General features: G+C 70.0%; 22 protein-coding genes and 1 pseudogene. 14 read left to right on the top strand and 9 right to left on the bottom strand.

The genetic code is table 11. The annotated features are described in order from the left end of the window. The first annotated feature begins 23 nt into the window (after positions 1–23). Entirely contained in the window at positions 24–578 is a 555-nt protein-coding gene (locus AB0F61_RS11575; protein WP_357807254.1) for a DUF5872 domain-containing protein, read from the top strand. Here the strand turns inward: AB0F61_RS11575 and AB0F61_RS11570 are convergent. Continuing rightward, a pseudogene (locus AB0F61_RS11570) lies at positions 575–1,481 on the bottom strand (LysR substrate-binding domain-containing protein). The gene AB0F61_RS11575 and the pseudogene AB0F61_RS11570 sit on opposite strands and share 4 nt — an antisense overlap. 70 nt (positions 1,482–1,551) lie before the next feature. Between AB0F61_RS11570 and AB0F61_RS11565 the strand changes: the two are divergent. Beyond that, on the top strand, positions 1,552–2,031 hold the full coding sequence (locus AB0F61_RS11565; RefSeq protein WP_357807251.1) for a GNAT family N-acetyltransferase: 480 nt from the start codon (positions 1,552–1,554) through the stop codon (positions 2,029–2,031). 142 nt (positions 2,032–2,173) lie between these two features. Next, positions 2,174–2,692, top strand: coding sequence for a PepSY domain-containing protein (locus tag AB0F61_RS11560; protein ID WP_357807249.1), 519 nt, complete (start codon positions 2,174–2,176; stop codon positions 2,690–2,692). Between the two features lie 84 nt (positions 2,693–2,776). On the opposite strand, the gene AB0F61_RS11555 is transcribed toward AB0F61_RS11560, so the two are convergent. Then, a complete protein-coding gene (locus AB0F61_RS11555) occupies positions 2,777–4,669 on the bottom strand; it encodes an ABC transporter ATP-binding protein (RefSeq protein WP_357807245.1) in 1,893 nt (630 codons plus the stop codon). Between the two features lie 84 nt (positions 4,670–4,753). Continuing rightward, positions 4,754–5,248 (bottom strand): nitroreductase/quinone reductase family protein, encoded by a 495-nt coding sequence (locus tag AB0F61_RS11550; protein ID WP_357807242.1) that lies wholly within the window; start codon positions 5,246–5,248, stop codon positions 4,754–4,756. A 179-nt stretch (positions 5,249–5,427) separates the two neighbouring features. Between AB0F61_RS11550 and AB0F61_RS11545 the strand changes: the two genes are divergently transcribed. Continuing rightward, complete coding sequence (locus AB0F61_RS11545; RefSeq protein ID WP_357807618.1) at positions 5,428–5,859, top strand: cold shock domain-containing protein; 432 nt, start codon at positions 5,428–5,430, stop codon at positions 5,857–5,859. Positions 5,860–5,956: 97 nt separating this feature from the next. Here AB0F61_RS11545 and AB0F61_RS11540 read toward each other — a convergent pair whose 3' ends face one another. The 4 genes from AB0F61_RS11540 to AB0F61_RS11525 all read right to left on the bottom strand — a co-directional run bounded on the left by AB0F61_RS11540 (position 5,957) and on the right by AB0F61_RS11525 (position 8,805). Further along, on the bottom strand, positions 5,957–6,703 hold the full coding sequence (locus tag AB0F61_RS11540) for an MBL fold metallo-hydrolase (RefSeq protein ID WP_357807239.1): 747 nt from the start codon (positions 6,701–6,703) through the stop codon (positions 5,957–5,959). Positions 6,704–6,749: 46 nt separating this feature from the next. After that, the gene (gene trxA, locus AB0F61_RS11535; RefSeq protein ID WP_357807237.1) at positions 6,750–7,097 is read right to left on the bottom strand and encodes a thioredoxin; all 348 of its coding nucleotides are present in this window, start codon (positions 7,095–7,097) and stop codon (positions 6,750–6,752) included. Next, on the bottom strand, positions 7,067–7,459 hold the full coding sequence (locus tag AB0F61_RS11530) for a MerR family transcriptional regulator (RefSeq protein WP_357807234.1): 393 nt from the start codon (positions 7,457–7,459) through the stop codon (positions 7,067–7,069). Before AB0F61_RS11530 ends, trxA begins: the two co-directional genes overlap by 31 nt. Before the next feature lie 131 nt (positions 7,460–7,590). Then, positions 7,591–8,805 (bottom strand): chitosanase, encoded by a 1,215-nt coding sequence (locus tag AB0F61_RS11525; protein WP_357807232.1) that lies wholly within the window; start codon positions 8,803–8,805, stop codon positions 7,591–7,593. A 301-nt stretch (positions 8,806–9,106) separates the two neighbouring features. Here AB0F61_RS11525 and AB0F61_RS11520 point away from each other — a divergent pair, with 301 nt between their 5' ends. Next, positions 9,107–9,721, top strand: a complete 615-nt coding sequence (locus tag AB0F61_RS11520; protein WP_357807229.1) for a hypothetical protein — start codon at positions 9,107–9,109, stop codon at positions 9,719–9,721. 48 nt (positions 9,722–9,769) lie between these two features. Here the strand turns inward: AB0F61_RS11520 and AB0F61_RS11515 are convergent, their stop codons facing one another. Further along, the gene (locus AB0F61_RS11515; protein WP_357807226.1) at positions 9,770–11,395 is read right to left on the bottom strand and encodes a glycoside hydrolase family 43 protein; all 1,626 of its coding nucleotides are present in this window, start codon (positions 11,393–11,395) and stop codon (positions 9,770–9,772) included. 248 nt (positions 11,396–11,643) lie between these two features. Here AB0F61_RS11515 and AB0F61_RS11510 point away from each other — a divergent pair, with 248 nt between their 5' ends. From AB0F61_RS11510 to AB0F61_RS11495, 4 genes are read left to right on the top strand one after another with little or no spacing between them, the layout of a single operon-like run. Then, positions 11,644–12,939: an extracellular solute-binding protein gene (locus AB0F61_RS11510; RefSeq protein ID WP_357807224.1), complete on the top strand. Its 1,296-nt coding sequence runs from the start codon at positions 11,644–11,646 to the stop codon at positions 12,937–12,939. A gap of 52 nt (positions 12,940–12,991) precedes the next feature. Beyond that, positions 12,992–13,990, top strand: coding sequence for a sugar ABC transporter permease (locus AB0F61_RS11505; RefSeq protein ID WP_357807221.1), 999 nt, complete (start codon positions 12,992–12,994; stop codon positions 13,988–13,990). Continuing rightward, positions 13,987–14,823, top strand: a complete 837-nt coding sequence (locus AB0F61_RS11500) for a carbohydrate ABC transporter permease (protein WP_357807218.1) — start codon at positions 13,987–13,989, stop codon at positions 14,821–14,823. The genes AB0F61_RS11505 and AB0F61_RS11500 overlap by 4 nt, the downstream gene beginning before the upstream one ends. A gap of 53 nt (positions 14,824–14,876) precedes the next feature. Then, the gene (locus AB0F61_RS11495; RefSeq protein WP_357807215.1) at positions 14,877–15,911 is read left to right on the top strand and encodes a LacI family DNA-binding transcriptional regulator; all 1,035 of its coding nucleotides are present in this window, start codon (positions 14,877–14,879) and stop codon (positions 15,909–15,911) included. 504 nt (positions 15,912–16,415) lie between these two features. Here AB0F61_RS11495 and AB0F61_RS11490 read toward each other — a convergent pair. Beyond that, positions 16,416–17,771, bottom strand: coding sequence for a PHB depolymerase family esterase (locus tag AB0F61_RS11490; protein ID WP_357807212.1), 1,356 nt, complete (start codon positions 17,769–17,771; stop codon positions 16,416–16,418). 445 nt (positions 17,772–18,216) lie between these two features. Between AB0F61_RS11490 and AB0F61_RS11485 the strand changes: the two genes are divergently transcribed. From AB0F61_RS11485 to AB0F61_RS11465, 5 genes are all read left to right on the top strand, one after another. Next, a complete protein-coding gene (locus AB0F61_RS11485) occupies positions 18,217–20,277 on the top strand; it encodes a cellulose binding domain-containing protein (protein WP_357807209.1) in 2,061 nt (686 codons plus the stop codon). Between the two features lie 159 nt (positions 20,278–20,436). Then, the gene (locus tag AB0F61_RS11480) at positions 20,437–21,117 is read left to right on the top strand and encodes an NAD(P)H-binding protein (RefSeq protein WP_357807206.1); all 681 of its coding nucleotides are present in this window, start codon (positions 20,437–20,439) and stop codon (positions 21,115–21,117) included. Between the two features lie 4 nt (positions 21,118–21,121). After that, the gene (locus AB0F61_RS11475; protein WP_357807204.1) at positions 21,122–22,003 is read left to right on the top strand and encodes a sigma-70 family RNA polymerase sigma factor; all 882 of its coding nucleotides are present in this window, start codon (positions 21,122–21,124) and stop codon (positions 22,001–22,003) included. Between the two features lie 169 nt (positions 22,004–22,172). Continuing rightward, the gene (locus AB0F61_RS11470; protein ID WP_357807201.1) at positions 22,173–22,973 is read left to right on the top strand and encodes a helix-turn-helix transcriptional regulator; all 801 of its coding nucleotides are present in this window, start codon (positions 22,173–22,175) and stop codon (positions 22,971–22,973) included. Then, complete coding sequence (locus tag AB0F61_RS11465) at positions 22,964–23,155, top strand: DUF397 domain-containing protein (RefSeq protein ID WP_357807199.1); 192 nt, start codon at positions 22,964–22,966, stop codon at positions 23,153–23,155. Before AB0F61_RS11470 ends, AB0F61_RS11465 begins: the two co-directional genes overlap by 10 nt. Positions 23,156–23,192: the final 37 nt, after the last annotated feature.

Raw genomic sequence — 23,192 nt, 5'->3', positions numbered from 1 at the left:
GCGGTGCCGGGTAGCTGCCAGCTATGGCGCGGTACACGAAACCCGAGCTCAGAGAGCAGATCAAGGAAGAGATCAAGGCTTCCGACAAGGGTGGTAGGCCGGGGCAGTGGTCGGCGCGCAAGTCGCAGCTGGTCACTCAGGAGTACAAGAGGCGCGGCGGGGGATTCCTGGGCGAAAAGGACGAGCGGCAGAAGTCGCTCCAGCGCTGGGGCAACGAGAAGTGGCAGACGAAAGAGGGCGACACCCGCGCCCGCAAGGGCGACACGACGAGTCGTTACCTGCCCAAGAAGGCCTGGGACGAGATGTCGGACAGCCAGAAGCGCGCGACCGACTCCAAGAAGCGGGCCGCCTCTCGATCCGGCAAGCAGTTCGTCGCCAATACCGGGCCGGCGAAGCGGGCGCGTCGAGACGCCACCACGGCCGGCCGGATGTCGGAGATGTCGGTCGCCGAGGCCGCCAAGCTGGTCCGGGGCCTCGACACGCGGCAGCTCAGGACCGCGTTGCGCAACGAGCATGCCGGCAAGGACCGTAAGACGCTCGTCCAGCGCCTCGAAGCGGAACTCAACAGGCGCGGCTAGCGGTGCCGGGGTGACTGGTTGGGCACCGGGTCGGGGTGCGCGGCCCCGAAGCCCGTCGAGGTGATCCGGCCGTCATCGCGGCGGCGCAGGATCTGCACCTCGGTGGTGGCCTCGGTGTCGGTCAACGGCAGCACTCCCACCGAGGCGGGCACGACGGCGGAGACGCTCGCCGGTGCGATCGTCACCCCGAGGCCGGCCGCGACCAGGTGCGCCACCGTGGCCCAACTGGTGGCGTCCTGGACGATGCGCGGTGTGTAGCCGGCTTCCAGGCACGGCCGGAGATTGCGCTGGTAGGCCCGCTCGCCGGCCACCCGTGGGAAGAAGACGAACGGGTCGTCCCGCAGCACCGCGGCGCTGATCGCGGTCTCCCGCGTGCGGGTGATCGGCTGGCAGGACGGCGACGAAGGACTCGGTGGCGAACGTGACGCCGACCAGGTCGTCGTGGTCGTCCGCGTCCCGAACGACGCCGAGATCGACCTCGCCGTTCAACAACCGGTCGACGATGTGCGCCGTGTACGCCTCGTGCAGGCGTAGGTGGACTGCCGGATGGCGCTCGCGGAAACGACGGATCGGCCCCGCCAGCCCGAGCTGGATCGCCGAACTGACGAAACCGATGTCGAAGCGTCCCTGTTCGCCGCGCCCGATGCGGCCCGCCTCGTGCACGTCGTCGGCCACCGCGGCCAGCACCCGCCGGCACCGGTCCAGATACGCCTCACCCGCTGCCGTCAGTGCCACCGATCGGGAGGTGCGGACGAACAGCGGCGTACCGATCATCGCCTCGAGCTGGCGGATCTGCTGCGACAGCGGTGGCTGGGCCATCCGCAGCCGCACCGCGGCCCGGCCGAAGTGCAGCTCCTCGGCGACCGCGACGAAGTAGCGCAGGTGACGCAACTCAGGTTCCATACGTCAAGGATACGAATGACCCCGAACAAGATATTGGACGTTCGAATAGCGGTGGTCGGAGAATCGAACCATGAACTTGAGCACGCTGACCGTCACGTCCATGACGACCGCCGAGGAGGCCGAGGCCTTCCGCACGCTCAACGAAGAATGGATCTCCCACTTCTTCACCATCGAGGAGTCGGACCGCCGAACGCTCGACGACCCGTTCGCCGCCATCGTCGACCCGGGCGGCGACGTCCTGATCGTCCGCGACGGCGGGGAGATCGTCGGCTGTGTCGCCCTGGTCCGCAGCTCGGACGACGTCTTCGAACTGTCGAAGATGACGGTGACGCCTGCGGTGCGCGGCAAGGGCCTCGGTCGTCAGCTCATCGCGGCGGCGATCGAGCGCGCCCGCCAGCTCGGCGCGGCCACCCTGTTCCTGGGCAGCAACACCAAGCTCGCGAACGCCGTGCACCTCTACGAAACCGCCGGCTTCCAGCACGTCAGCCCGGAAGAGATCCCGCTGCCGCCGTACGCCCGCGCCGACGTCTTCATGCGGATGGCGCTCTGACCAGTGCGGGCCGTCGTGGAGCCCGGAGCGCTCGGACCAAGGGCCCACGCGGCTTAACCCGGCCTTAGCGTTCGGACAGCGCGGTGCTATCGCGATCCGACCGATCCTCGGAGTCGACAACCGAGGAAAGGTGGACACCACGATGAAGCGCACCAATCTGCTTCTGGCGACGGTCGGCGGGTCGGCGGTGCTGGCGGTGGCCGGGGTCGCGCTGGGCGTCGACGCCGCGAACGACACGCGGACGGGCGGCACGGCACTCGCCGCGGCGACCGTCGCCCCGACGGTCACGGACGCGCCGGAGGGCGGCGCGACCACGCCGGGGCCCAGCGGTACGCCGTCGGCCGGCACCCCATCGGGTACGCCGTCGAGCGGTACGCCGACCACCGGCAGCGCGCCGGCGGGCAGCGCGGTCGACGAGAGGCGCGCCGGTGAGATCGCGCTCGCCAAGGCCGGGGGCGGCCAGATCGTCGAGGTCGAGGCCGAGCAGGAGAACGGCCGGCCGGTGTGGAGCGTCGAGATCGTCGCCGGCGACACCGAGCACGAGGTGGACGTCGACCGGGACAACGGCTCGGTGGTCAAGGCCGAGCAGGAGCCGGTCGATGACGACGACAACGACGACGACGCGGACGACAGGTCCGACGACAAGGACGACGACGACTGACCGTCCGCTGCCGCCGCCCGTCACGGGGATCGCCCGGGGCGGGCGGCGGCTCGCGTCGTGGAGCAGGCGTCCGGTGACGTCGCCTCAGATGGCGACGCGTTGCTCCTGCACCGTCGGCTGGGCCTGGTCGAACTGGGTGCGGTACAACTCCTGATACCGGCCACCGGCGGCGAGCAGGTCGCCGTGTCGCCCACGCTCGACGATGCGGCCGTCCTCGACGACGAGAATCTGGTCCGCGGCACGGATGGTGGAGAGCCGGTGCGCGATGACCACACTCGTCCGGCCGGTCAAAGCTTCGGCGAGGGCCTCCTGGACCGCGGCCTCGGAGGTGGAGTCGAGGTGCGCGGTGGCCTCGTCGAGGATGACCACGCGCGGACGGGCCAGCAGCAGCCGGGCGATGGTGAGCCGTTGCCGTTCCCCGCCCGACAGCCGGTACCCGCGTTCACCGACGACGGTGTCGAGCCCGTCGGGAAGTGAGCGGATCAGGTCGTCGAGGCGGGCCCGCCGGAGCACCTCCCACATCTCGTCCTCCGTGGCGTCCGGCTGAGCGAACGCCAGGTTGGCGCGGATGCTCTCGTGGAAGAGATGCCCGTCCTGGGTGACCACGCCCAGCGCCGTCCGGATCGACTCGGCCGACAGGTCGCGTACGTCGACGTCGGCGAGCGTCACCGCGCCGTCCTCGACGTCGTACAGGCGGGGGACGAGCTGCGCGATCGTCGACTTGCCCGCCCCGGAGGAGCCGACGAGGGCGACCATCTGTCCCGCCTCGGCGCGGAACGACACCCCGTGCAGCACCTCTTCGCCGCCGCGGGCATCGAGCTTCACCACGTCCTCCAGGGACGCGAGCGACACCTTGTCCGCCGAGGGGTAGCCGAACCTTACGTCGTCGAATTCGACCGCGACCGGCCCGTCGGGAAGCGGGCGCGCGTCGGGCCGGTCGAGGATCAGCGGCTTGAGGTCGAGGATCTCGAACACCCGCTCGAAGCTCACCAGCGCGCTCATCACCTCCACCCGGGCGCTGGCCAGCGAGGTCAACGGCGCGTAGAGGCGCGACAGCAGCAGCGCGAGGGCGACCACGGTCCCGGCGTCGAGGCTGCCCCGGAGGGCGTAGAGACCACCGAGCCCGTAGACCAGGGCCAGCGCCAGCGAGCCGACGACGGTGAGCGCGGTGATGAAGACCCACTGGAGCATGGCGGCACGGACGCCGATGTCCCGCACCCGACGCGCCCGTGCCGCGAACTCGGCCGACTCCTCAGCCGGCCGCCCGTACAGCTTGACCAGGGTCGCGCCGGGCGCGGAGAAACGTTCGGTCATCCGTGTGCTCATGGCGGCGTTGTGCTCGGCCGCCTCACGCTGCAACTGGGCGAGCTTCGAACCCATCCGGCGCGCCGGGAGGACGAAGATGGGCAGCAGCACGAGCGCCAGCACCGTGATCTGCCACGAGAAGCTGAGCATCACCGCCAGCGTCAGCGCCAGGGTGACCGTGTTGCCGACGACCCCGGACAGGGTGTCGCTGAAGGCCCGCTGCGCGCCGATAACGTCGTTGTTCAGGCGGCTGACCAGCGCACCGGTGCGCGTCCGGGTGAAGAACGCCACCGGCATGCGTTGGACGTGGTCGAAGACGGCCGTCCGCAGCGCGACGATGAGCCCCTCACCGATGCTGGCGGAATGGAACCGCGTCACCAGGCCCAGGCCGGCTTCGGCCAGGGCGATCACGGCGATCAGCACCGCCAACCGGATCACGACGCCGCTGTCGGCGCCGTCGACGATGGCCTCCACCACCCGGCCGGCGAGGACCGGTGCCGCCACCGTGAGGACCGCGGTGACGACACTCAGCAGCAGGAACCTGACGATCAGGGCCCGGTGCGGCCGCGCGAATCCCACGATGCGCTTCAGGGTGACACGGGAAAGCGGTCGTTCTTCCTGCGCGTTCATCGCGTGGTGCAGAGACGTCCACGCGGTAAATTCCATACTCATGCGTACCTCCGATACGGAGGTTAGGACCTCACCCAAACTTGAGGTCAACTCACCGCGCCGGGAGCGGGCGGGACCCGCATCGAGCTACGGCTGGCTGACAACGCCCTCGTCACCGGAGCGGGGTTCGAGCACCACCACCGCGGTTTCGGACGAGCGCAGCGCCGCGTAGGCGTCCAGGTTCGTGTCGATGTCGCGCCAGCGGGCCCAGAGGCGGGCCCGTTCGTCGCCGGTCGCGGCGCGCCCCCGGACGAGCCGCTGACCGTCCACCAGGTCGACTGTGGCCTCCGGATGGCTCCGCAGGTTGAGCCACCAGGCGGGCTCACCCTCGCCCCAACCGTTCATCGCCAACGTGAACAGGTTCGGCCCATCCTCCAGGTACGCGACGATCACACCGCGCTGTTGCCCGCTGCGGCGACCGGTGGTGGTCAGCCGCAGGGTGCCCCACCGGTCCGGGCGGGGCCGCCAGAGCCCGACTCGGCCGCGAAAGACCCGGTAGAGGCCCCGGTGCACGGACCAGGCCGTCCGGATGAACCAGCGCGGCGGTAGCTTCGGCTTCCTTGCCCGATCCTCGATCGACACGACGACCTCCCACACCTGTGAGGCGATGGTACGAACAGGATGCCAGCCGCGCCCGCTGCGCGGAATGGGGCGATGCGGTGATTGGTGGATGCCAGGTCACCGCGAGATTCCGGTATCGTTGGCGGGCAGTGTGCGGACACTGTCGAGGTCCTGGTTGAGTGGTGGAGTGGGTGGTGGCTGTGTGGGCGGCGGGTAAAGTCATCCGGTTCGACGAGGCGCGTGGTTACGGCTTCATCGCACCGTCGAAAGGCGGCGAGGACATCTTCGTCCACGCGAACGACTTCGGCGAGCAACGGCATCTCGTGCATCCCGGCATGCGCGTCGAATATCAGGTGGAGGCCGGCGACCGGGGGCTGAAGGTGGCGTCCCTGCGGATCGTCGAACCGGTCGCGGTCTCCCGGCCGGAACGGGCACCGGACGTCGCGCCGGCGCGGACCGGGCAGATCGGTGAGGACGACGGCCTGTGCGACGTCCTGTCGCCGCGCGAGTTCAGCTACGAGGTGACGGAGTTGTTGATCGAGCGGGTGCCGACGTTGACCGCGGCCCAGGTCTCCACGATCCGGCAGTCGCTTGTCGACCACGCCCGCTCGCACGGCTGGGTCGAGAGCTGAGCCGGTGGCCCGCTCCGGCGGGTCACGGCCAGCGCCTCGCCGATGAGGCTGATGCCGATGGTGCGCGGGCCGGCCGGCGGTCGGCCCGCGACTCGACCTAGGCGTTTGCGCGCAGGTAGGTCTCGGCCAACTGGCGAAGGCGTGTCCGGTCGAAGCTGCGCCCGTGGCCGGGATGGACGACTGACACGTCGAGGTGGGCGAGAAACTCCATGCTGCGCCGGTAGGCGGCCACGTCGGAGTTCGGCAGGTCGTCGATCAGGGTGCCCTCGTAGATGATGTCGCCGGAATACAAGGTTCCGGTGCGCTCCTCGAGGAGGGCGATGCTGCCCGGTGTGTGGCCCGGAAGGTGCAGCACGGTAAGTGTTCGCCCGCCCAGGTCGACGTGGTCGCCGTCGTCGAGCAGGCGGTGCAGGGTCAGGGGTGCGATGCGGTAGGTGGCCGGGTCGTAGTCGGGATCGGGCAGGACGTCGATCATCAGCTCCGGGACCGGTTCGCCAGCCGCGTCGATCCCGAGCTTGTCGTAGAGTTCCGCGCCGTACAGGCTCGCCGGCACCCCCGCGGTCAGGAGTTCCGCCTCGGCGGGGTGCGCGGCCCGGTCCGCGAACTCGACGGCCCCACCGACATGATCCAGGTGCGCGTGGGTGAGCAGGACCATCGGATCGCGGTCGAACATGGCCGGAATCGCCTCCCGGAGGGCGACGACCCCGAGCCCGGCGTCGATCACCAGGTCGCGATCGTCGCCGCGCAACCACCAGAAGTTCGCCGACAGGAGCTCGTTGACGTGCGGTTCCGAGATCCGGATGACGCCGCTACCCGCCTCGGCTCGGGTGTACCAGTCGACCATGTCGGCAAGTGTGCCAGTGGTGGGGCTGCGTTTCGATCCGTGACCCTCACAGCCCGGCGTGCGTGGTCAGGCTCTGCCGCAGGTGCAGTTTCGGCCGGGACCCGACGACCGAGCCGACGACCTCGCCCCGGCGGAACACCAGCAGCGTCGGCAGGGACATGACCGCGTAGCGCCGCGTGGCCTGCGGGTTGTCGTCGGAGTTGAGCTTGGCGATGGTCAGGCGGTCGCCGAACTCCTGTGCCAGCTCGACGAGACTCTTCTCGATCATCTTGCAGGGCGGGCACCACTCGGCCCAGAAATCGACAACGACGGGCCGGTCGCTGGTCAGCACCACCTCGGTGAACGTGGCGTCGGTGACGGTGATCAGGGAGCCGACGGTCGTCTCCTGCTGCATGTTTCCTCCCGGTTTGCGATGGCGTGGGTGAGCTGGGTGCGCAACTGCTGGCGGACCGCTGTGAGCCGATCGAGGTAGTCGTCGACCTCGGCGAGCTTGCGCCGCAGCACCAGCACGGAATCGGGGCAGACGTCGCCGGACGCGTTTCCGGCGCGCAGGCAGGCGACGAACGGACGGACGTCGTCGAGGCCGAAGCCGACGTCGAGCAGCGCCCGGATCTCCCGGACGACACGCAGCTCCGCCTCGTCGTAGACGCGGTAGCCGTTGGCCGAGCGCTGCGGGCGTACCAAGCCGTGGGCCTCGTAGTAGCGCAGCGTCCGGGTGCTCGTGCCGGCCCGTTCCGCCAGCTCACCGATCAGCATCAGACCTCCTCGACCTGCCCGTCGCGACCAGGCTAAACCTTGTCGTCAGCGTCAAGGCAAGGTCGCGCCCCGGGGACGGCTCAGGGCGCCGCGAGGCGGCGCCCTGAGCGTCTGCGCGTGCCGGGAGGGCCCTAGCCGATGCGGAACTGTTGGCCGTAGACGGCGAACGCCAGGGGCGTGTTCAGGTTGAAGTTGCCGTTGTTGAGGAACACCCGCTGGGCCGTGTCGACGCGGGAGGTGTCCGAGTGGGCCTCCTCCTTCTTCATCTCGATGACCCGCTCGTCGAGGAACGCGTTGAGCCAGGTCCGCTCGTCGCCACCCTGCGCCGGGGGCTTCGCCCGGGAGAGGGCGCGGCTGCGGATCTGCCGCATCCCCTCGTACCCGTGCATGACCGCCGCGTCGTAGTAGGCGAACTGACCGAGTGCCCGGACCTGGTCGTTCTTGCCGTCGCGTACCGAAGGGTTGAAGTAGACCCGGTCCCGCTCGGCCTCCTGCGCGGCCCGGAACACCGAGTCGTTGGCCGCGGCCCGCCAGTCCCGGGGGAAGTTGGGGTCGAGACCCGAGTGCGAGGGGGTGCCGTTGACGGCGCGCAGCGCCGGCAGGTACCCGGCCAGCACGTTGCCGGGCTTGGTGTTCGTGTACGCCTGCACCAGTTCGAGCATGTCGCCGGTGCCGGAGCAGAAGCCGATGATCCCGGCGGTGTAGCCGCGACCGTCGCCGATGTCCTCGATGTAGGAGAACTGCGCGCGCCAGTCGAGCGAGGAGTTCTCCGCGGCCGAGACGAGCTGCATGGCGACGTCCTTCTTCGCCGGGTCGTCGAGGTTGGCGCCGGCCGGCACGGTGGCGGTCGGCGTGGGGGTGGGTGTGCCGCCGCCGGGCAGCGTCCACCGCTGGTTGGTGGTGCCGCCGCAGGTCCAGATCTGCAACCTGGCGCCGTTGGCGGTGCTCTTGTCGGTCACGTCGAGGCATTTGCCCGAGGCGGTGTTGACCAGGGCGCCGTTGCTGGGCGTCCACTTCTGCGCGCCGGTGTTGTTGCAGTCGTACAACTGGATCTTGGCGCCGTTTGCGGTCGACGCGGCGGTGACGTCCAGGCACTTGCCGAGTGCCCGGATCGAGGCGTCGGTGTTGCCGACCGTCCACGTCTGGGCCGCGCTGCCGTTGCAGTCGTAGAGCTGCACCGGTGTGCCGTTCGCCGGATTGGCCCCGGCGACGTCGATGCACTTGCCGCCGAGGCCGGTGATCGGGCCGGCGGTCGCGGCGCTTGCTGACGGCAGGCCGTAGCCGACCGCCGCGACGCCGATCAGCAGGGTGCCCACGACGTAGGCGGCTGTTCTCTTGTGCAGCATGGTGTTCCTCGGGGAAGGGGCGGCATGCCGCCGGCCGGTCGGTGGCCCGGCGCGGCGATCGGCCCCGGCGGGCACCGCGAGCATTTGGAAACTGTATTAACAGATATCAGTACGTCGGGGCGCCGTCAATCGACGACCGCAGGCCGTGACAACGCATGTTCATCTCGTTGTCGGCGGGCGTTGTGCGCTAGGACGGCCACCGGGGTACGCGAGCCCCGGAGCACCCAGTTAGATGGCGTGAGCAGTGCCGCGTTCCCGGGCGAGAGGACCCGGGACGGCACCGACACGCAAGGAGCGCTTGATGGCAGTCCACCTCCGCCGTACCCGGTTCCTGTGGGCCACGGCCGCCGCCGTGCTCGCCGTGGCGGCGTTGTCCGCCTGCGGCAGCACCGACGCCGCCGACCCGGTCGGCGCGCCGAGCGCCGCCGCGTCGACCGGGGCCACGCTGTCCGCAGCCGCGCTCCCGCCGGCCAAGGGCAAGCTGCGCGGGTACGGGACGGTGCGGCAGCTCAGTGAGGCCGCTGACCTGGTGGTACGGGGTGAGGTCGAGGCGACCGGGTTCCGGGTGGACGAGGTGCTGCGCGCGGCGAACGGATCGTCCGTCGGGGCCGGGACGCGGATCACGCTCGCCAGCCTGGATCGCGGCGTGGCGGACATGGCCCAGATGTCCACGCTCGCGGCGGGTCAGGTCGTGGTGCTCTACCTCGCCAAGGACCCGGCAGCGCCGACGTTCCGCACGCTCAGCGGCGACTTCGGGGTGTTCGACGTGGCCGGGACCGGTGACGACGCGGTCGTGGTGTCCCGCTCGCAGGCCATGGCCGTCAGCGGCCTGGTCACCGAGGACCCGGCCGCGTCCGGCCACGGCTTCCGCACCACCCTCGACCAGCTCCGCGCCGTCACCGCCCAGGTCAGGTAGGTCGACGGGGGACGCGGACGGCACCCCGCCGGGGTGCCGTCCGCGTGCTCACTGCTCGCGGTAGGTGGCCAGGTCGAAGTCGGCGTACGCGCCGTCGCCGCCGAGATCCTGCACCCACAGGCCGACGAACGCTCCGGTGAAGCCCCACGCGGCCGGCTCGCCGTCGATGATCAGTGCGGCGTGCTCGTCGGACAGGATGGTCGCGTCCAGCTCGACCGGGAGCCGCTGCCAACCGGCGCCGAGGTCGTAGTCGAAGCGCACCACCGGCCCGTCGAACACCGCCCGCAGACCGACCCGGGTGACCCCGCTGGCGTCGACGGTCAGCTCGGGGTACGGGGTGCGTCGCCCGTTGTCGGAGCTGAGCAGCTCCAGCACGGTCCGCCCGTCGTCGGCGCGGGTCAGGTAGAGGTGGTGCCAGTTGAGGGTGTTGTAGTAGGCGGTGACCCCGGCGAGCTGACGGTGGTCGACCGGGTCGAACTCCACAACGGTCTCCAGCGAGCAGTGCGTCGCCTCCACACGTCGCGCCACCAGGCTGGGAGCCTGCCGACCGACAGGTGACTGCCCGCCGTGCACCCGCAGGTGCGACGGACGCGACCGCAGGTCGATCCAGTCGTCGGTGGCCGGCCGGCGCAGCGTCGACCAGCACAAACCCAGCTCGGGGGCGTCGAAGTGGTCGGTGTCGGGCTGCGCCGGCCACGGGTGCGCGGGCAGGTCCGGTGCGACCACCTCGTCCGCCGGCACGCCGCCGGGGATCCGGGGCCAGCCATCCGAGGGCCACTCGACCCGCTGGATCGCGGTTTCCCGGCCCAGCACGCAACTGCCAAGCGGTGAGTAGGGGCGACCCACCAGGTGGGCCAGATACCACTCGCCGCCCTGGGTGCGTACCAGGCTGCCGTGACCGGCCTTCTGCAACCGCAGGTCGGGCCGGCCCACCGAGCTGAGCAGCGGGCCGTCCGGGTCCACCTCGTACGGCCCGAACAGCTCCCGGGACCGGGCCACGGTGACCTGGTGCTCCCAGCTCGTGCCGCCCTCGGCGGTGATCAGCCAGTACCAACCGTCGTGGCGGTACAGGTGCGGGCCCTCGGTGACCCCGACCGGGGTGCCGGTGAACAGGATGCGGGGCCGGCCGACGAGGCGGCGCGCGGCCCGGTCGTACTGCTGGATCTCGATACCGCCGAAGCGGTCCCGGCCGGGCCGCCAGTCCGCGCTCATGCTCAGCAGCCAGGTGGTGCCGTCGTCGTCGTGGAACAGGGCGGCGTCGAAACCGCGACCGTGCAGCTTCACCGGATCCGACCAGGGGCCGGCGATGTCGTCGGCGGTGACCAGGAAGTTCTGTGGGTCCCAGTAGCCGCTGGCGAAGCTGGCCACGTCGCTGTAGACGAGGTGGAACTGACCGTCGTGGTACGTCAGGTCGGGTGCCCACACGCCGTTCGAGTCACCGCAGCCGCGCAGGTCGAGCAGGCGGCGGTCGGTGATGATCCCGCCCAGGGTGCGCCAGTTCACGAGATCACGCGAATGGTGCACACGCACGCCTGGGTACCACTCGAAGGTCGAGGTGGCCAGGTAGTAGTCATCGTCGACGCGCAGGATCGACGGGTCCGGGTGGAACCCGGCGAGGACAGGGTTGCGGATCGACCGGGCAGCGGTCACCACGTTAGCGATGTCGGTCGACACGAGGGCTCCTCTGGACGACTGTCTGGAACTTCCGGAAACTTGCGGTCCCGGATCACTGGAAGTCCTGCCTACGCTAGCCGGTCTTTTCGCAATAGGACAGAGGTCTTGACCGTTGCGGCCACAGCTCGTAGCGTGCCGGCCATCGACCGGTAATACCGGCGAAGCAATGAAAGTTCCGGAGATCCATAAGTCCCACCGCCGGCCTGGCCGGTGTCCGAGCACCCCGTGAGTCCCCGAAGGGATGGATCATGACTACGCACGTTTCCCGCCGAACGCTGCTCGGCCTCGCCGGTGCCGGCGCCGGCGCCTATCTGCTGAGCGCCTGTAGCGGCGACGAGAAGTCCAGCGACCCCAACGCGCCGCAGACCATCAACTGGTGGCACATCCAGAACACCGAACCGATGCTTCCGGTCTGGGCGGCGCTGGCCAACGACTACAAGACCGCGCACTCGAACGTCACCATCGACATCCAGCCGCTGGAGAACGAGGCGTTCAAGGCCAAGCTCACCACCGCCACGCAGGCTGGTGACCCGCCGGACCTCTTCCAGTCCTGGGGCGGAGGCGTGCTCAAGCAGCAGGTGGACGCGGGCCTGGTCAAGGACCTCACCGACGACGTGAAGGACCTGGTCGGCGGCATCCTGCCCGCCGCCATGCAGCCCTACACCATCGACGGCAAGATCTACGGCATCCCGTTCGACATCGGCATGGTCGGGTTCTGGTACAACAAGGACCTCTTCACCCGCGCCGGCATCACCGAGGCCCCCGCCACCTGGGCCGCCCTGCTCGACGCGGTCCGCAAGCTCAAGGCCGCCGGCATCACCCCGGTCGCCCTGGCCGGCAAGGACAAGTGGCCGGCCCACTTCTACTGGTCCTACCTCGCCATGCGCATCGGCGGCGTGGGCGCGTTGCAGAAGGCCGTCGACGACAAGAACTTCGACACCCCCGACCTCGCCGCCGCCGGCGAGCGGCTCAAGGAGCTTGTCGACCTGCAACCCTTCCAGAAGGGGTTCCTGGGCGCCGAGTTCGGCTCGCCCGACGGGCAGGCCGCCACGATGGGCAACGGCGGCGCGGGCATGGAGCTGATGGGGCAGTGGGCGCCGGCCGTGCAGGCGTCCAGCTCCACGAGCAAGAAGGGCCTCGGCGACAAGCTGGGCTTCTTCCCGTTCCCGGCCGTGGACGGCGGCAAGGGCTCCGCGACCGAGGTCTTCGGTGGCGGCAACGGTTTCGCCGTCGGCAAGGACGCGCCGGCCGCCACCATCGACTTCCTGAAGTTCCTGCTCAGCGTCGACAACCAGAAGCGCTCCGCACAGACCGGCGCGGTGCTGCCCACGGTGAAGGAGGCCACCTCGGCGATCAGCGACGCCAACAACAAGGTCGTCGCGGAGACCCTGGCCAAGAACACCGGCTTCCAGCTCTACCTCGACCAGGCGTACGCGCCCGCACTCGGGCAGCAGATCAACGACAGCGTCGCCGAGATCATCGCCGGCAAGAAGTCGCCGGCGGCGATCCTCAAGGACATCACGCAGGTGGCGAAGACCGTCTGACCGTGATCCAGCACCCATCCGTAGCCGGCCGTAGAACCCGAGTGGAGCAGGCATGACCAGGCCATCGACCGTGTCGGACACGAGGCGCGGCGACACGGCGACCGATCCGCCGGCACCGGGGCCGGGCACCGCGCGTCTGCGCGGCCGCCAGCCCCGGCCGGGCCGGGCTGGCGTCCTCGCCGTGTTCCTGGCGCCTGCCCTGGCGCTGTTCGTGCTACTTGTCCTCGCCCCCATCGTGGTGGCCGGTTACGCGAGCCTCTACAAGTGGAACGGCTTCGGGCTGCCGGAGAACTTCATCGGGCTGGACAACTACACCCGCGCCTTCAGCGACCCCACCTTCCGGGGCGACCTGCAGCGCGGCCTCGTGCTCGTGGTGCTGTCCCTGGTCGTGCAGCTTCCGGCCGCGCTGGCCCTGGCCATGCTCCTCAACCAGCCGCTTCGCGGCCGGGCCCTCTACCGGCTGATCTTCTTCGCCCCGTACGTGCTCTCCGAGGTCACCACGGCCGTCCTGTTCACCCTGGTCTTCTCACCGAACCGAGGGCTGGGCGAGGGGGTCTCCCGGTGGTTGGGCGCCGACGCCGGCGCGGTCTTCGCCGACCCGGACACCGTGCTGTTCGCCGTCTTCCTGGTGGTGTCCTGGAAGTACTTCGGCCTCTACATGATGCTCTTCCTGGCCGCCCGACAGGGCATCCCCAAGGAGTTGTCCGAGGCCGCGGTCACCGACGGCGCCACCGCCTGGCAGGCGTTCCGACACGTCACCCTGCCCCTGCTCGGCCCGACGATCCGGATCAGCATCTTCCTGTCCGTCATCGGCACCATCCAACTGTTCGACATGGTCTGGGTGCTCACCGGCGGTGGTCCGATCCACACCTCGGAGACGCTGGCCGTCACGATGTACCAGTACGGCTTCCGCCGCTTCGAGGTTGGCTACGCGAGCGCCATCAGCATCGTCATGTTCCTGCTGAGCCTCGTCTTCGCCCTGTTCTACCAACGCATCGTGCTGCGTCGTGACACCGCGGGCGCGATCACCAACCAGGGAGGCCAGCGATGACCGCCACGGCGAGCCGTGCCCAGCGGACCCGCAGCGTCGTGCTGCACCTCGTCTGCATCGCCGTCGGCGCGCTCATCGTCGTGCCGGTGTGGTTCGGCGTGCTCGGCGGCTTCAAGGACAACGGCCAACTGTCCACCAACCCGCTGGGCTGGCCCGACCCCTGGGTGCCGAACTACCTCGACATCCTCAGCAACGGCGTGTTCTGGCGGCAGCTCGGCAACAGTCTCCTCATCGCGGTGAGCAGCACCGTCATCGTCGTCGGCGCGGCGGCGATGGCCGCGTTCGTCTTCGCTCGCTACGCCTTCCGGGGCCGCGAGTTCCTGGTGACGCTGTTCGCGATCGGCCTGATGTTCCCGTTCGCGGTGGCCATCCTGCCGCTGTTCGTCCTGCTGCGCGGCATGGGCCTGCTGGACAACCCGCTCGGCGTCATCCTGCCCCAGGCCGCCTTCGGGCTGCCGATCACCATCATCATCCTGCGCCAGTTCTTCCGCACCATCCCGGCCGAGGTCGAGGAGGCCGCCGTCCTCGACGGCTGCGGCTCGTTCGGGTTCTTCTGGCGGGTCCTGCTGCCGATGGCCCGTCCCGCCCTGGCCACCGTGTCGGTGCTGGCCATCGTGACAAGCTGGAACAACTTCATGCTCCCGCTTGTCGTGTTCAGCGACCAGAGCTGGTGGACCCTCCCCGTCGGGGTCCAGGCGTTCCAGGGCCAGTACGCCGACGACACCGCCCGGGTGCTGGCGTACGTCGTGCTGTCCATGCTGCCGGCCCTGGGCTTCTACGCCGTGGCCGAACGGCAGCTCATCGGCGGCCTCACCGGCAGCGTCAAGGGATGACATCGCAGCACCGCGAGCAGACCTGAAGCTTCCCGGCAGACGAAGGAGCGACCGTGGGCGCGGAGAACGGCCGAAACGTCACCATCGCGATGATCGCGCGGTTGGCCGGTGTCTCTGTGCCCACGGTCTCCCGGGTCATCAACGGGCGGTCCGACGTCGCCCCGGACACCCGGGAACGTGTCGAGGCGCTGCTCAACCGGCACGGCTACCGCCGCCGGTCGCCGGCCCGGCGCACCGACGCCGCGCTCATCGACCTGGTCTTCAACGACCTGGACAGCCCGTGGGCCGTGGAGATCATCCGTGGGGTGGAGGACGTCGGCCAGACCAGCGGCGTCGGCACCGTGGTGTCGGCCATCCACTGGCGCATCTCCTCGGCCAAGCAGTGGCTCGACAACATGCGGACGCGCTCCACCGAGGGCATCATCTTCGTGACCTCGATGGTGAACCCACCGTTGCAGGCCGAGTTGCGTCGCCTCCACCTGCCGGTGGTCATCATCGACCCGGCCGGAGTCGACCCGCAGGAGTCGCCCACCATCGGCGCCACCAACTGGGCCGGCAGCCTGAGCGCCAACCAGTACCTGATCAGCCTCGGCCACCGCCGGATCGGCTTCATCGCCGGGCCACCGCACCTGATGTGCAGTCGGGCTCGGATGGACGGCTACCGTGCCGCCCTCGGCGCCGCCGACATTCCCGTCGACGACAACCTCATCCGCCCCGGCAACTTCTACCACGAGGCCGGCTTCAGCGCCGGTACGCAGTTGCTGGCCCTGCCCGACCCGCCGACCGCCATCTTCGCCTCCAGCGACCAGATGGCGCTCGGCGTCTACGAGGCGGTCCGCAAGCGCGGGCTGCGGGTGCCCGACGACATCAGCGTGGTCGGCTTCGACGACCTGCCGGAGGTCCGGTGGTGTTCGCCGCCGCTGACCACCGTCCGTCAACCCCTGGCCGAGATGGGGATGTTGGCCGCACGGACCGTGCTGCGCCTCGCCGGCGGGGAGAAGACCGAAAGCCCTCGGGTCGAACTCGCCACCGAGCTCATCGTGCGCGACAGTGCCGCGCCACCGCGACGGCCGGCATCGTCGGCGTAGCCCCTGGCGGCCCGTTCCCCGGCCGTCACCTGCTGCGCCTCGACCGATGACGCCCCTCGGCAACGATAATTGTCTATGGACATGCGTGTCCTGTTAGCGCTAACGTGGCCGACAGTCGTCGATTCTCGACTGGCTCCGGGTGAGCGCACCGACTCCTGATCCGGAGACGCCGACGGCGTGGGGCGGGTGGGACGTGGCCGACGCGGGACGGCCCCGGCTCACCACCGGGTGACCCGCGCGCCGTCCGTTCGAGGCATGGTCGGCCACAGACGCGCGGGGCAGAGCAACAGCCGGGGCCATTATCGGTTCGCGGCAGGGTGGCCGGGGCGTCTGGTAGTCCCGCTGTTCGGAGTCCGGGCCCGAGCAGCGGGACTCCCATGTGGGCTGAGGCACACCCACCACCGGCGGCCACGACCAGACCAATGGCCCGGCTCGGGAAGGCTCCCGAGCCGGGCCACCGGTCGTCCGAGCGACAAACGGGGTACGTCGGTGCCGCTCACCGCATCAGCTTCGGGTCCACCGCTGGCTGTTCGTGCCGTTGCAGGTCGAGAGGACCACCTGGGCGCCGTTGGCGGTGCCGGCCGCGTTCGGTGTGAGGCACAGGCCGGACTGCACCCCGGTGACCGTGCCGTCGGTGTTGAGGTTCCACTGCTGGTTGGTGCCGCCGTTGCAGTCCCAGATGATCGCCCGGGTGCCCGACGTGGTCCCCGCGCCCTCGGCGTCCAGGCACTTCGTGCCGTACACCTGGAGTTGCTTCGCGGCGGTCGGCGTCCACTGCTGGTTGGTGCCGCCGTTGCAGTCCCACAACGCGACCTGGGTGCCGTTCGTCTGCGACCTCGACGGGACGTCCAGGCAACGACCGGCGTTGACGTTGCGCAGCGGCCCTGCCGTGCCGCCCGGTGGCGGGGTGGTCGGGTTCGGTGGCGGTGTGGTGGGACTCGTGGTGTCGAATCCGAGGAACCGAATGGCCTGCGCGGCGTCGAACGGAATCGAGTGGCCGTACCCCTGGAAGCTGATGGCCTCCACCGGTGCCGTGCCGCCGGTGCCTCCGTAGCGGGTGCGGGTGGCGCTGGTCTGCGGCGAGTCGGTGTAGGCGGGGGTCTGCGACACGCCCTGGACGTTCGTCCACTGCTTGATCTGTTCGCCGAAGTTGACGTAGCTCAGGGTGGTGTCGGTGGTGCCGTGCCAGATCTGCACCCGGGGGCGTTTGCCGGTGTAGCCGGGGTAGGCGTTGCGCACCAGGTCACCCCACTGTTGCGGGGTCCGGACGATGCGCCCGCCGGAGCACTCGCTGTTCCACTCGGCGCCGTTCGTGGTGGCGAAGCAGCCGAACGGGACCCCGGAGGAACTGAAGCCGGCGTTGAACAGGTCCGGGTAGAGGCCGACCATGACGTTCGTCATCATGGCGCCGGAGGAGAAGCCACCCACGGCGATCCGGTTGGCGTCGACCGGGTAGCGGGCCCGGACGTAGTCGACCATGGACTTGAGGCCGATGGGGTCGCTGCCGCCGTCCCGCCGCAGCGCCTGCGGGGAGGAGACGTCCCAACACTTGCTGCTCCGGGTCACCGACGGGTAGATCACGATGAAGCCGTAGCGGTCGGCGAGGGTGCTGAGCCCAAAGCCGGAGTGCACCGCCGGGCCACTGCCGGTGCAGTAGTGCAGGGCGAGGAGGAGGGCCGGCTGGGCCGCGACCCGGTCCGGCACGTACAGGTGCATCTGTAGGTTCGTCGGGTTGGTGCCGAAGTTGGTCACCTGGGTGAGCGTCGCGGCCGACGCTGGGGTGGCGGCCGTGACCACGGCCGTCGTCGTCGCCAGGGCCGTCGCGAGCGCGGCGGCCAGCAGTGCGATCCTTGATTTCATCGGCGCTTCCTCTTGTGCTGGGTCGGGGACTCGGCGGCAGCACGGGGTGCTCCGGTGGGGCGCGGACGCGCGTCGTCCGCCGCGCGTCGTCGGCAGCCGCGGTCAAGTCCTGATGCGACGCCCGCCTGCCCGGGGACGTCGTGACACCGAGGCTGACCAGCGGGGGCTCTCCCGGCGAGCCGCGAACGCTGTTCGCCTCGACATCGACTGTGAGCGATAACATGCCGTTCGTCAAGCTGTAACGTATGACGTCAGCCGACCGGCTCGGCCTTGAGATTCCCGAGCCGACCGTGACATTCTTGTGCGTCGATGACAGGCCGCGCGCGGGGCCGATGTCCGTCCGATGGGCAACCAGGATCCGGTACGGGTGCTGGGGGACGGTGCGACGAGCGATGGACCGCCGAGAGCCATCCGTGCACTCATTCCCGCGAAGGAACCCCAGCCCATGCAGAACCAGAAGAGGCGCGTGTCCCTCGTGGCGAGCGCGCTGCTCGCCGCGACCGCGCTCGCCGGCATCAACCCGCCGACGGCCAGCGCGGCTCCCGACCCGGTCACCGTGACCGTCAACGCCCGCGCGGGGCTGGCGACCGTGCCCGACACCGCACTGGGCGTCAACCACGCCATCTGGGACCAGAACCTGGGCACCACGGCGACGTCGGACCTCCTGCGCGACGCCGGTGTGCAGATGATGCGGTACCCCGGCGGCTCGTACGCCGACATCTACCACTGGAAGGACCACACCGCGCCCGGCGGCTACGTCGCGCCGGGGACCGACTTCGACACCTTCATGGCGGCGGTCAAGCGGGTCGGCGCACAGCCGATGATCATCGCGAACTACGGCACCGGGACTCCCGCCGAGGCGGCCGACTGGGTGCGGTACGCCAACGTGACGAAGGGCTACGGCGCGCGGTACTGGGCCGTCGGCAACGAGAACTACGGCAACGGCCACTACGGGTCGGCCTGGGAGGCCGACGACCACCCGGACAAGAGCGCGACACAGTACGCGCGGCTCGTCGTCGAGTACGCCGACGCCATGAAGGCGGTCGACCCGAGTGTCAAGGTCGGCGCGGTGCTGACGATGCCGGGCAACTGGCCGGACGGGATCACCGCCGGCAGCGACCCGGGCCCGTGGAACCAGACGGTGCTCTCCCTCGCTGGCCCGAAGATCGACTTCGTGGACGTGCACTGGTACCCGGGCGGCACCGCCGCCGAGTCCCTGGCCCGCACCAGCCACATCCCCGACGCGACGTACCTGCTCCGGCAGCAGATCAGCCGGTACGCCGGCCCGAACGCCGACCGCATCGGCATCAGCCTCACCGAGCTGAACGTCGATGCCGGCCGGGCCACCCAACCCGCCGCGCTCTTCCTGGCCGACGCCTACAGCGAGCTGCTGGAGAACGGCATCTTCACCGTGCAGTGGTGGAACGTGCACAACGGCATCGGCACCGTGTCGGAGGTGGCCGGCCAGACCGACTACAACGACTTCGGGATGCTCTCCAGCGGCACCTGCACCGCCGACGGCTCGGTCTGCGAGCCGCCACTGAACACACCGTTCGCGCCGTACCACGGGCTGACCATGATGAAGCTGTTCGCCAGGGCCGGCGACCAGTTCGTCCGCGCAGGCACCGACGAACCGCTGGTCACCGCGCACGCCGTGCGCCGGGGCAACGGCGATCTCGCGGTGCTGCTCGTCAACAAGGACCCGGACGCGGCGCACCAGGTCGCCATCGACTACGCCGGGTTCACCCCGTCCGCCGCCGCGCCGACCGTCTCCACCCTCACCAACGGCGCCAGCGGCATCGCCACCAGCCAGTCCGGCTCCGCGACCAGTCGGACCCTGCCGGCGTACTCGTTGACGACGCTCGTGCTGCGCCCGGCCGGCGCGACCGCCGGCGGCCCCTCGGCGCCGGGCCAACCCACCGTCAGTGACGTCACCGACCGCGCCGCGACGATCTCCTGGCCGGCGGCGACCCCGGGCCGCAGCCCGATCGCCAAGTACGAGGTGTACCGGCAGCACGGCGCGGTGAGCGAGCAGCTCGGCGAGTCGACGAGCACCTCGTTCACTGTCGACAACCTGGTGCCGGGCAGCAGGTACACAGTCAACGTGTTGGCCCGCGACACCGCCGGCCGGGTGTCCTGGGCCTCACCGCCGCTCACCTTCGCCACCGGCAGTCCCGCCGACGGCTCGTGCACCGTCCGCTTCACCACGAACAACGACTGGGGCAACGGCTACATCGGCGGTGTCGAGATCGTCAACAACGGCACCAGCCCGATCAACGGCTGGACGCTCACCTGGACCTGGCCCACCGGCTGGCAGCAGGTGAGCAGCGGGTGGAGCGCCACCTGGGAGCAGGTCGGCACCGCCGTCCGGGTCACACCCACCGACGACAACCGGCAGATCGCGGCGGGCGGCAGCGTGAGCGCCGGCTTCGTCGGGGCGTACAGCGGGCCGAACGTGCTGCCCACGGCGTTCACCCTCAACGGCACCGTCTGCACGACCGGCTGACACCACAGCCGTGGTCCGGCTGGCCCGTTCGCTCGGGCCGGCCGGACCTCCGGTCAACAGGTGGCCGCACGTCCCTCGCCGTGACCTGCGGTTTGTCACAACCGAACCGCGTGGATCGACGTTCCCTTCGAAAGACCACCTCGGGAGGGAGCACACCGGATGCGTATCGTCGTTCTAGGCGCGAACGGGGGCACGGGCCGTCGCCTGGTACAGCAGGCGTTGGACGCCGGCCATGAGGTACGGGCGGTGACCCGGCAGCCGCAGTCGTTCCCGGTCAGCGGTCCGGGTCTGGAAGTGGTGGCCGCCGATGTCACAGTGGAGGCTCCGGTGGGTGGCGCCGAGGTGGTGCTGTCGACGCTCGGAGTGCCGTTCACCCGGCAACCGGTGATGCTCTACAGCCGTAGCACCGCGACGGTCCTGGCCGCCATGCGCCGGGCGAGTGTGCGGCGGCTCGTGGTGGTCAGTTCCAGCGCCACCGAGCCGCATCACCACGCCGAGGGCGGCTTCCTCCTCAACCGCGTCATCCAGCCGTTGGTCACAGCCACCATCGGCAGGACCACCTACGACGACATGCGCGTCATGGAGGCGCTTGTGCGCGACAGCAACCTCGACTGGACGATCGTGCGCCCGTCGGGGCTCTTCGACAGCGACAACATCACCCGCTACCGGCTCTCCGAGAATCGCGCCGACGGTGTCTTCACCAGCCGGGCGGACCTGGCGGCCTGCCTACTGGCCCAGGCCACCGACACCGCGTGGGTCGACCGGACCGTGGCTGTCACCACAGCGGAGGGCGCTCCGACACTCTGGGCGATGCTGCGCCGCGAAGCGTTCGGGAAATAAAGAGATGGACGACCAGCAGTGGTTCGCGGAGCAGTTCGCACAACACCACACGCGTCTGCGGTCTGTCGCCTACCGGTTGCTGGGGTCGCCGACCGAGGTCGACGACGCGTTGCAGGAGTCGTGGCTGCGTACCACGCGCGCCGACCCGGCCACGATCACCAATCCCGCGGCGTGGCTGACCACGCTCGTCGGCCGGGTGTGCATCGACATGCTGCGGGCCCGGCAGGCGCGCCGCGAGTTGCTCGGCGCGACCTGGGAGCCGCTGGTCAGCGAGTACGGTGATCCGGAGGCGGCCAGCCTGCACGCCGACGCGGTCGGCATCGCGTTGCTTGTGGTGCTGGACAGCCTTGAGCCCGCCGAGCGGCTCGCGGTGGTGTTGCACGACATGTTCGGTATGCCGTTCGAGCAGGTCGCCACCGTCGTGGGGCGTACACCAGCGGCCACCAGGCAACTGGCCAGCCGAGCCCGGCGACGACTGCGTGAACATGCCTCGCAGCCCAGGGTGGGACTGCCCGCCCAGCGACGTGTCGTCGACGCGTTTCTGGCCGCCGCCCGCGCCGGTGACTTCGACGCTCTGCTGGCTCTGCTGGACCCCGACGTGGTGTTCCGTGCCGACCACGGACGCCGAGCGCGGCTCGCACCCGCCCTGCTCACCGGCGCGCACGCCGTGGCCGCCCGCGCCGCCGACGCGGGGCCACGATTCGCGCGCCTCTGCGTTCCCGCGCTTGTCAACGGGCTCGCTGGCGTCGTCGCCCGGGACCGGAGCGGCAAGCTCGTCGCCGTGGTCGGCGTCACCATTCGCGGCGATCGCATTGCTGCCATCGACCTGATCGTCGACCCGGACAAGCTGCCCTCGGGAGCTGCGTCCTCGTCACCGCCCGCGTGAATCGTTGCCGACCTCAGCGTGGGATCGCGGCCTGTCGCGCCGTTGGTGACACTCCGCTGTGGAGGTCGCTACGCTCGGGCGGTGTTTCGCCGGTGCGGAGTGAGCTGGCGAAACGTGCCACGCCGGTAAGCGGCGTGAGTAGTCGATCTTCCGGTTGGGGGAGCTTCGCATGGCCGACTTGCCGCACCCGCTCGCCGCGTTCATCGTGGGTGAGATCCGCCGGGCCCGGGGGGCCGCGGGGATGACCCAGGAGTCTTTCGGCCGGGGTGCCGGTTTCAGCGCCTCCCATGTCAGCGCCGTGGAGAGTGAGACGCGGGCGCTGACGATGGACTTCATCAAGGGCGCCGACCGGGCACTCAAGAACGGCGGCCTGTTCGAGCGCATGGTGGGCAAGCTCGGCACCCCGTCCTGGTTCCTGCCGTGGCTCGACGCGGAGCGCACCGCGACGCAGCTCCGGTGCTTCCAGCCGAGCCTGGTACCGGGCCTGCTCCAGACGGAGAGCTATGCCCGTGCCGTCATCCGCTGCAACGACACGTTGAGCGACGACGAGGTCGAGAAGCGGCTCGCCCACCGGATCGGCCGGCAGGAAAGCCTCACGAAAGCGACCGCCCCGCACTTCGTCGCCGTCATCGCCGAGTCGGTGCTCCGGCGCGCCCGCGCGGACTTCCGCGACATCATGGCGGGGCAGATCAAGCAGTTGACCACCCTCGCGGAGCGACCGAACATCAGTGTTCACCTGTTGCCGGACGAGGTCAGCATGCACGTCGGCCTGACCGGGCCGTTCAGCCTGGCGCGACTGCCCGACCACAAGTGGGTGGCCGAGATGGAGAACCAACTCGGTGGCGTGGTCATCGACCGCGACGACGATGTGGATACCCTCATGTCGAGGTGGGAGATGGTTCGTAGCGAAGCGCTACCCCGCCGGCAGTCACTGGATCTGATGAAGGAAGTGGTGACGTCATGGACCTGATCGGCGCTGTGTGGCGCACGTCCACCCGCAGCGGCTCCGGCGGCGGAAACTGCGTCGAGGTCGCGGACAACCTGCCGGGCGTCGTCGGGGTGCGGGACTCCAAGGACCCGACCGGGCCGGCGCTGCTCTTCGGGCCGGTGGCCTGGCGGGCGTTCGTCACCGAGGTCGCCCGGCGGTCGTAGCCGCTCAACACAGCGAAGCGCCCGTCCCCAATCGAGG

The organism is Micromonospora sp. NPDC023888 (genome assembly GCF_040639415.1).
In the GTDB taxonomy this organism is placed as follows: Bacteria; Actinomycetota; Actinomycetes; order Mycobacteriales; family Micromonosporaceae; genus Micromonospora.
This window is presented reverse-complemented; position numbering and strand designations above follow the sequence as displayed.

Bases quoted from the DNA above. Each gene is read 5' to 3' on its own strand.
- AB0F61_RS11575 (WP_357807254.1), top strand. From the start codon at position 24: ATGGCGCGGTACACGAAACCCGAGCTCAGAGAGCAGATCAAGGAAGAG.
- AB0F61_RS11565 (WP_357807251.1), top strand. From the start codon at position 1,552: ATGAACTTGAGCACGCTGACCGTCACGTCCATGACGACCGCCGAGGAG.
- AB0F61_RS11560 (WP_357807249.1), top strand. From the start codon at position 2,174: ATGAAGCGCACCAATCTGCTTCTGGCGACGGTCGGCGGGTCGGCGGTG.
- AB0F61_RS11555 (WP_357807245.1), bottom strand. From the start codon at position 4,669: ATGAGTATGGAATTTACCGCGTGGACGTCTCTGCACCACGCGATGAAC.
- AB0F61_RS11540 (WP_357807239.1), bottom strand. From the start codon at position 6,703: ATGGTCGACTGGTACACCCGAGCCGAGGCGGGTAGCGGCGTCATCCGG.
- trxA (WP_357807237.1), bottom strand. From the start codon at position 7,097: ATGCAGCAGGAGACGACCGTCGGCTCCCTGATCACCGTCACCGACGCC.
- AB0F61_RS11530 (WP_357807234.1), bottom strand. From the start codon at position 7,459: ATGCTGATCGGTGAGCTGGCGGAACGGGCCGGCACGAGCACCCGGACG.
- AB0F61_RS11525 (WP_357807232.1), bottom strand. From the start codon at position 8,805: ATGCTGCACAAGAGAACAGCCGCCTACGTCGTGGGCACCCTGCTGATC.
- AB0F61_RS11520 (WP_357807229.1), top strand. From the start codon at position 9,107: ATGGCAGTCCACCTCCGCCGTACCCGGTTCCTGTGGGCCACGGCCGCC.
- AB0F61_RS11510 (WP_357807224.1), top strand. From the start codon at position 11,644: ATGACTACGCACGTTTCCCGCCGAACGCTGCTCGGCCTCGCCGGTGCC.
- AB0F61_RS11505 (WP_357807221.1), top strand. From the start codon at position 12,992: ATGACCAGGCCATCGACCGTGTCGGACACGAGGCGCGGCGACACGGCG.
- AB0F61_RS11500 (WP_357807218.1), top strand. From the start codon at position 13,987: ATGACCGCCACGGCGAGCCGTGCCCAGCGGACCCGCAGCGTCGTGCTG.
- AB0F61_RS11490 (WP_357807212.1), bottom strand. From the start codon at position 17,771: ATGAAATCAAGGATCGCACTGCTGGCCGCCGCGCTCGCGACGGCCCTG.
- AB0F61_RS11485 (WP_357807209.1), top strand. From the start codon at position 18,217: ATGCAGAACCAGAAGAGGCGCGTGTCCCTCGTGGCGAGCGCGCTGCTC.
- AB0F61_RS11480 (WP_357807206.1), top strand. From the start codon at position 20,437: ATGCGTATCGTCGTTCTAGGCGCGAACGGGGGCACGGGCCGTCGCCTG.
- AB0F61_RS11475 (WP_357807204.1), top strand. From the start codon at position 21,122: ATGGACGACCAGCAGTGGTTCGCGGAGCAGTTCGCACAACACCACACG.
- AB0F61_RS11470 (WP_357807201.1), top strand. From the start codon at position 22,173: ATGGCCGACTTGCCGCACCCGCTCGCCGCGTTCATCGTGGGTGAGATC.
- AB0F61_RS11465 (WP_357807199.1), top strand. From the start codon at position 22,964: ATGGACCTGATCGGCGCTGTGTGGCGCACGTCCACCCGCAGCGGCTCC.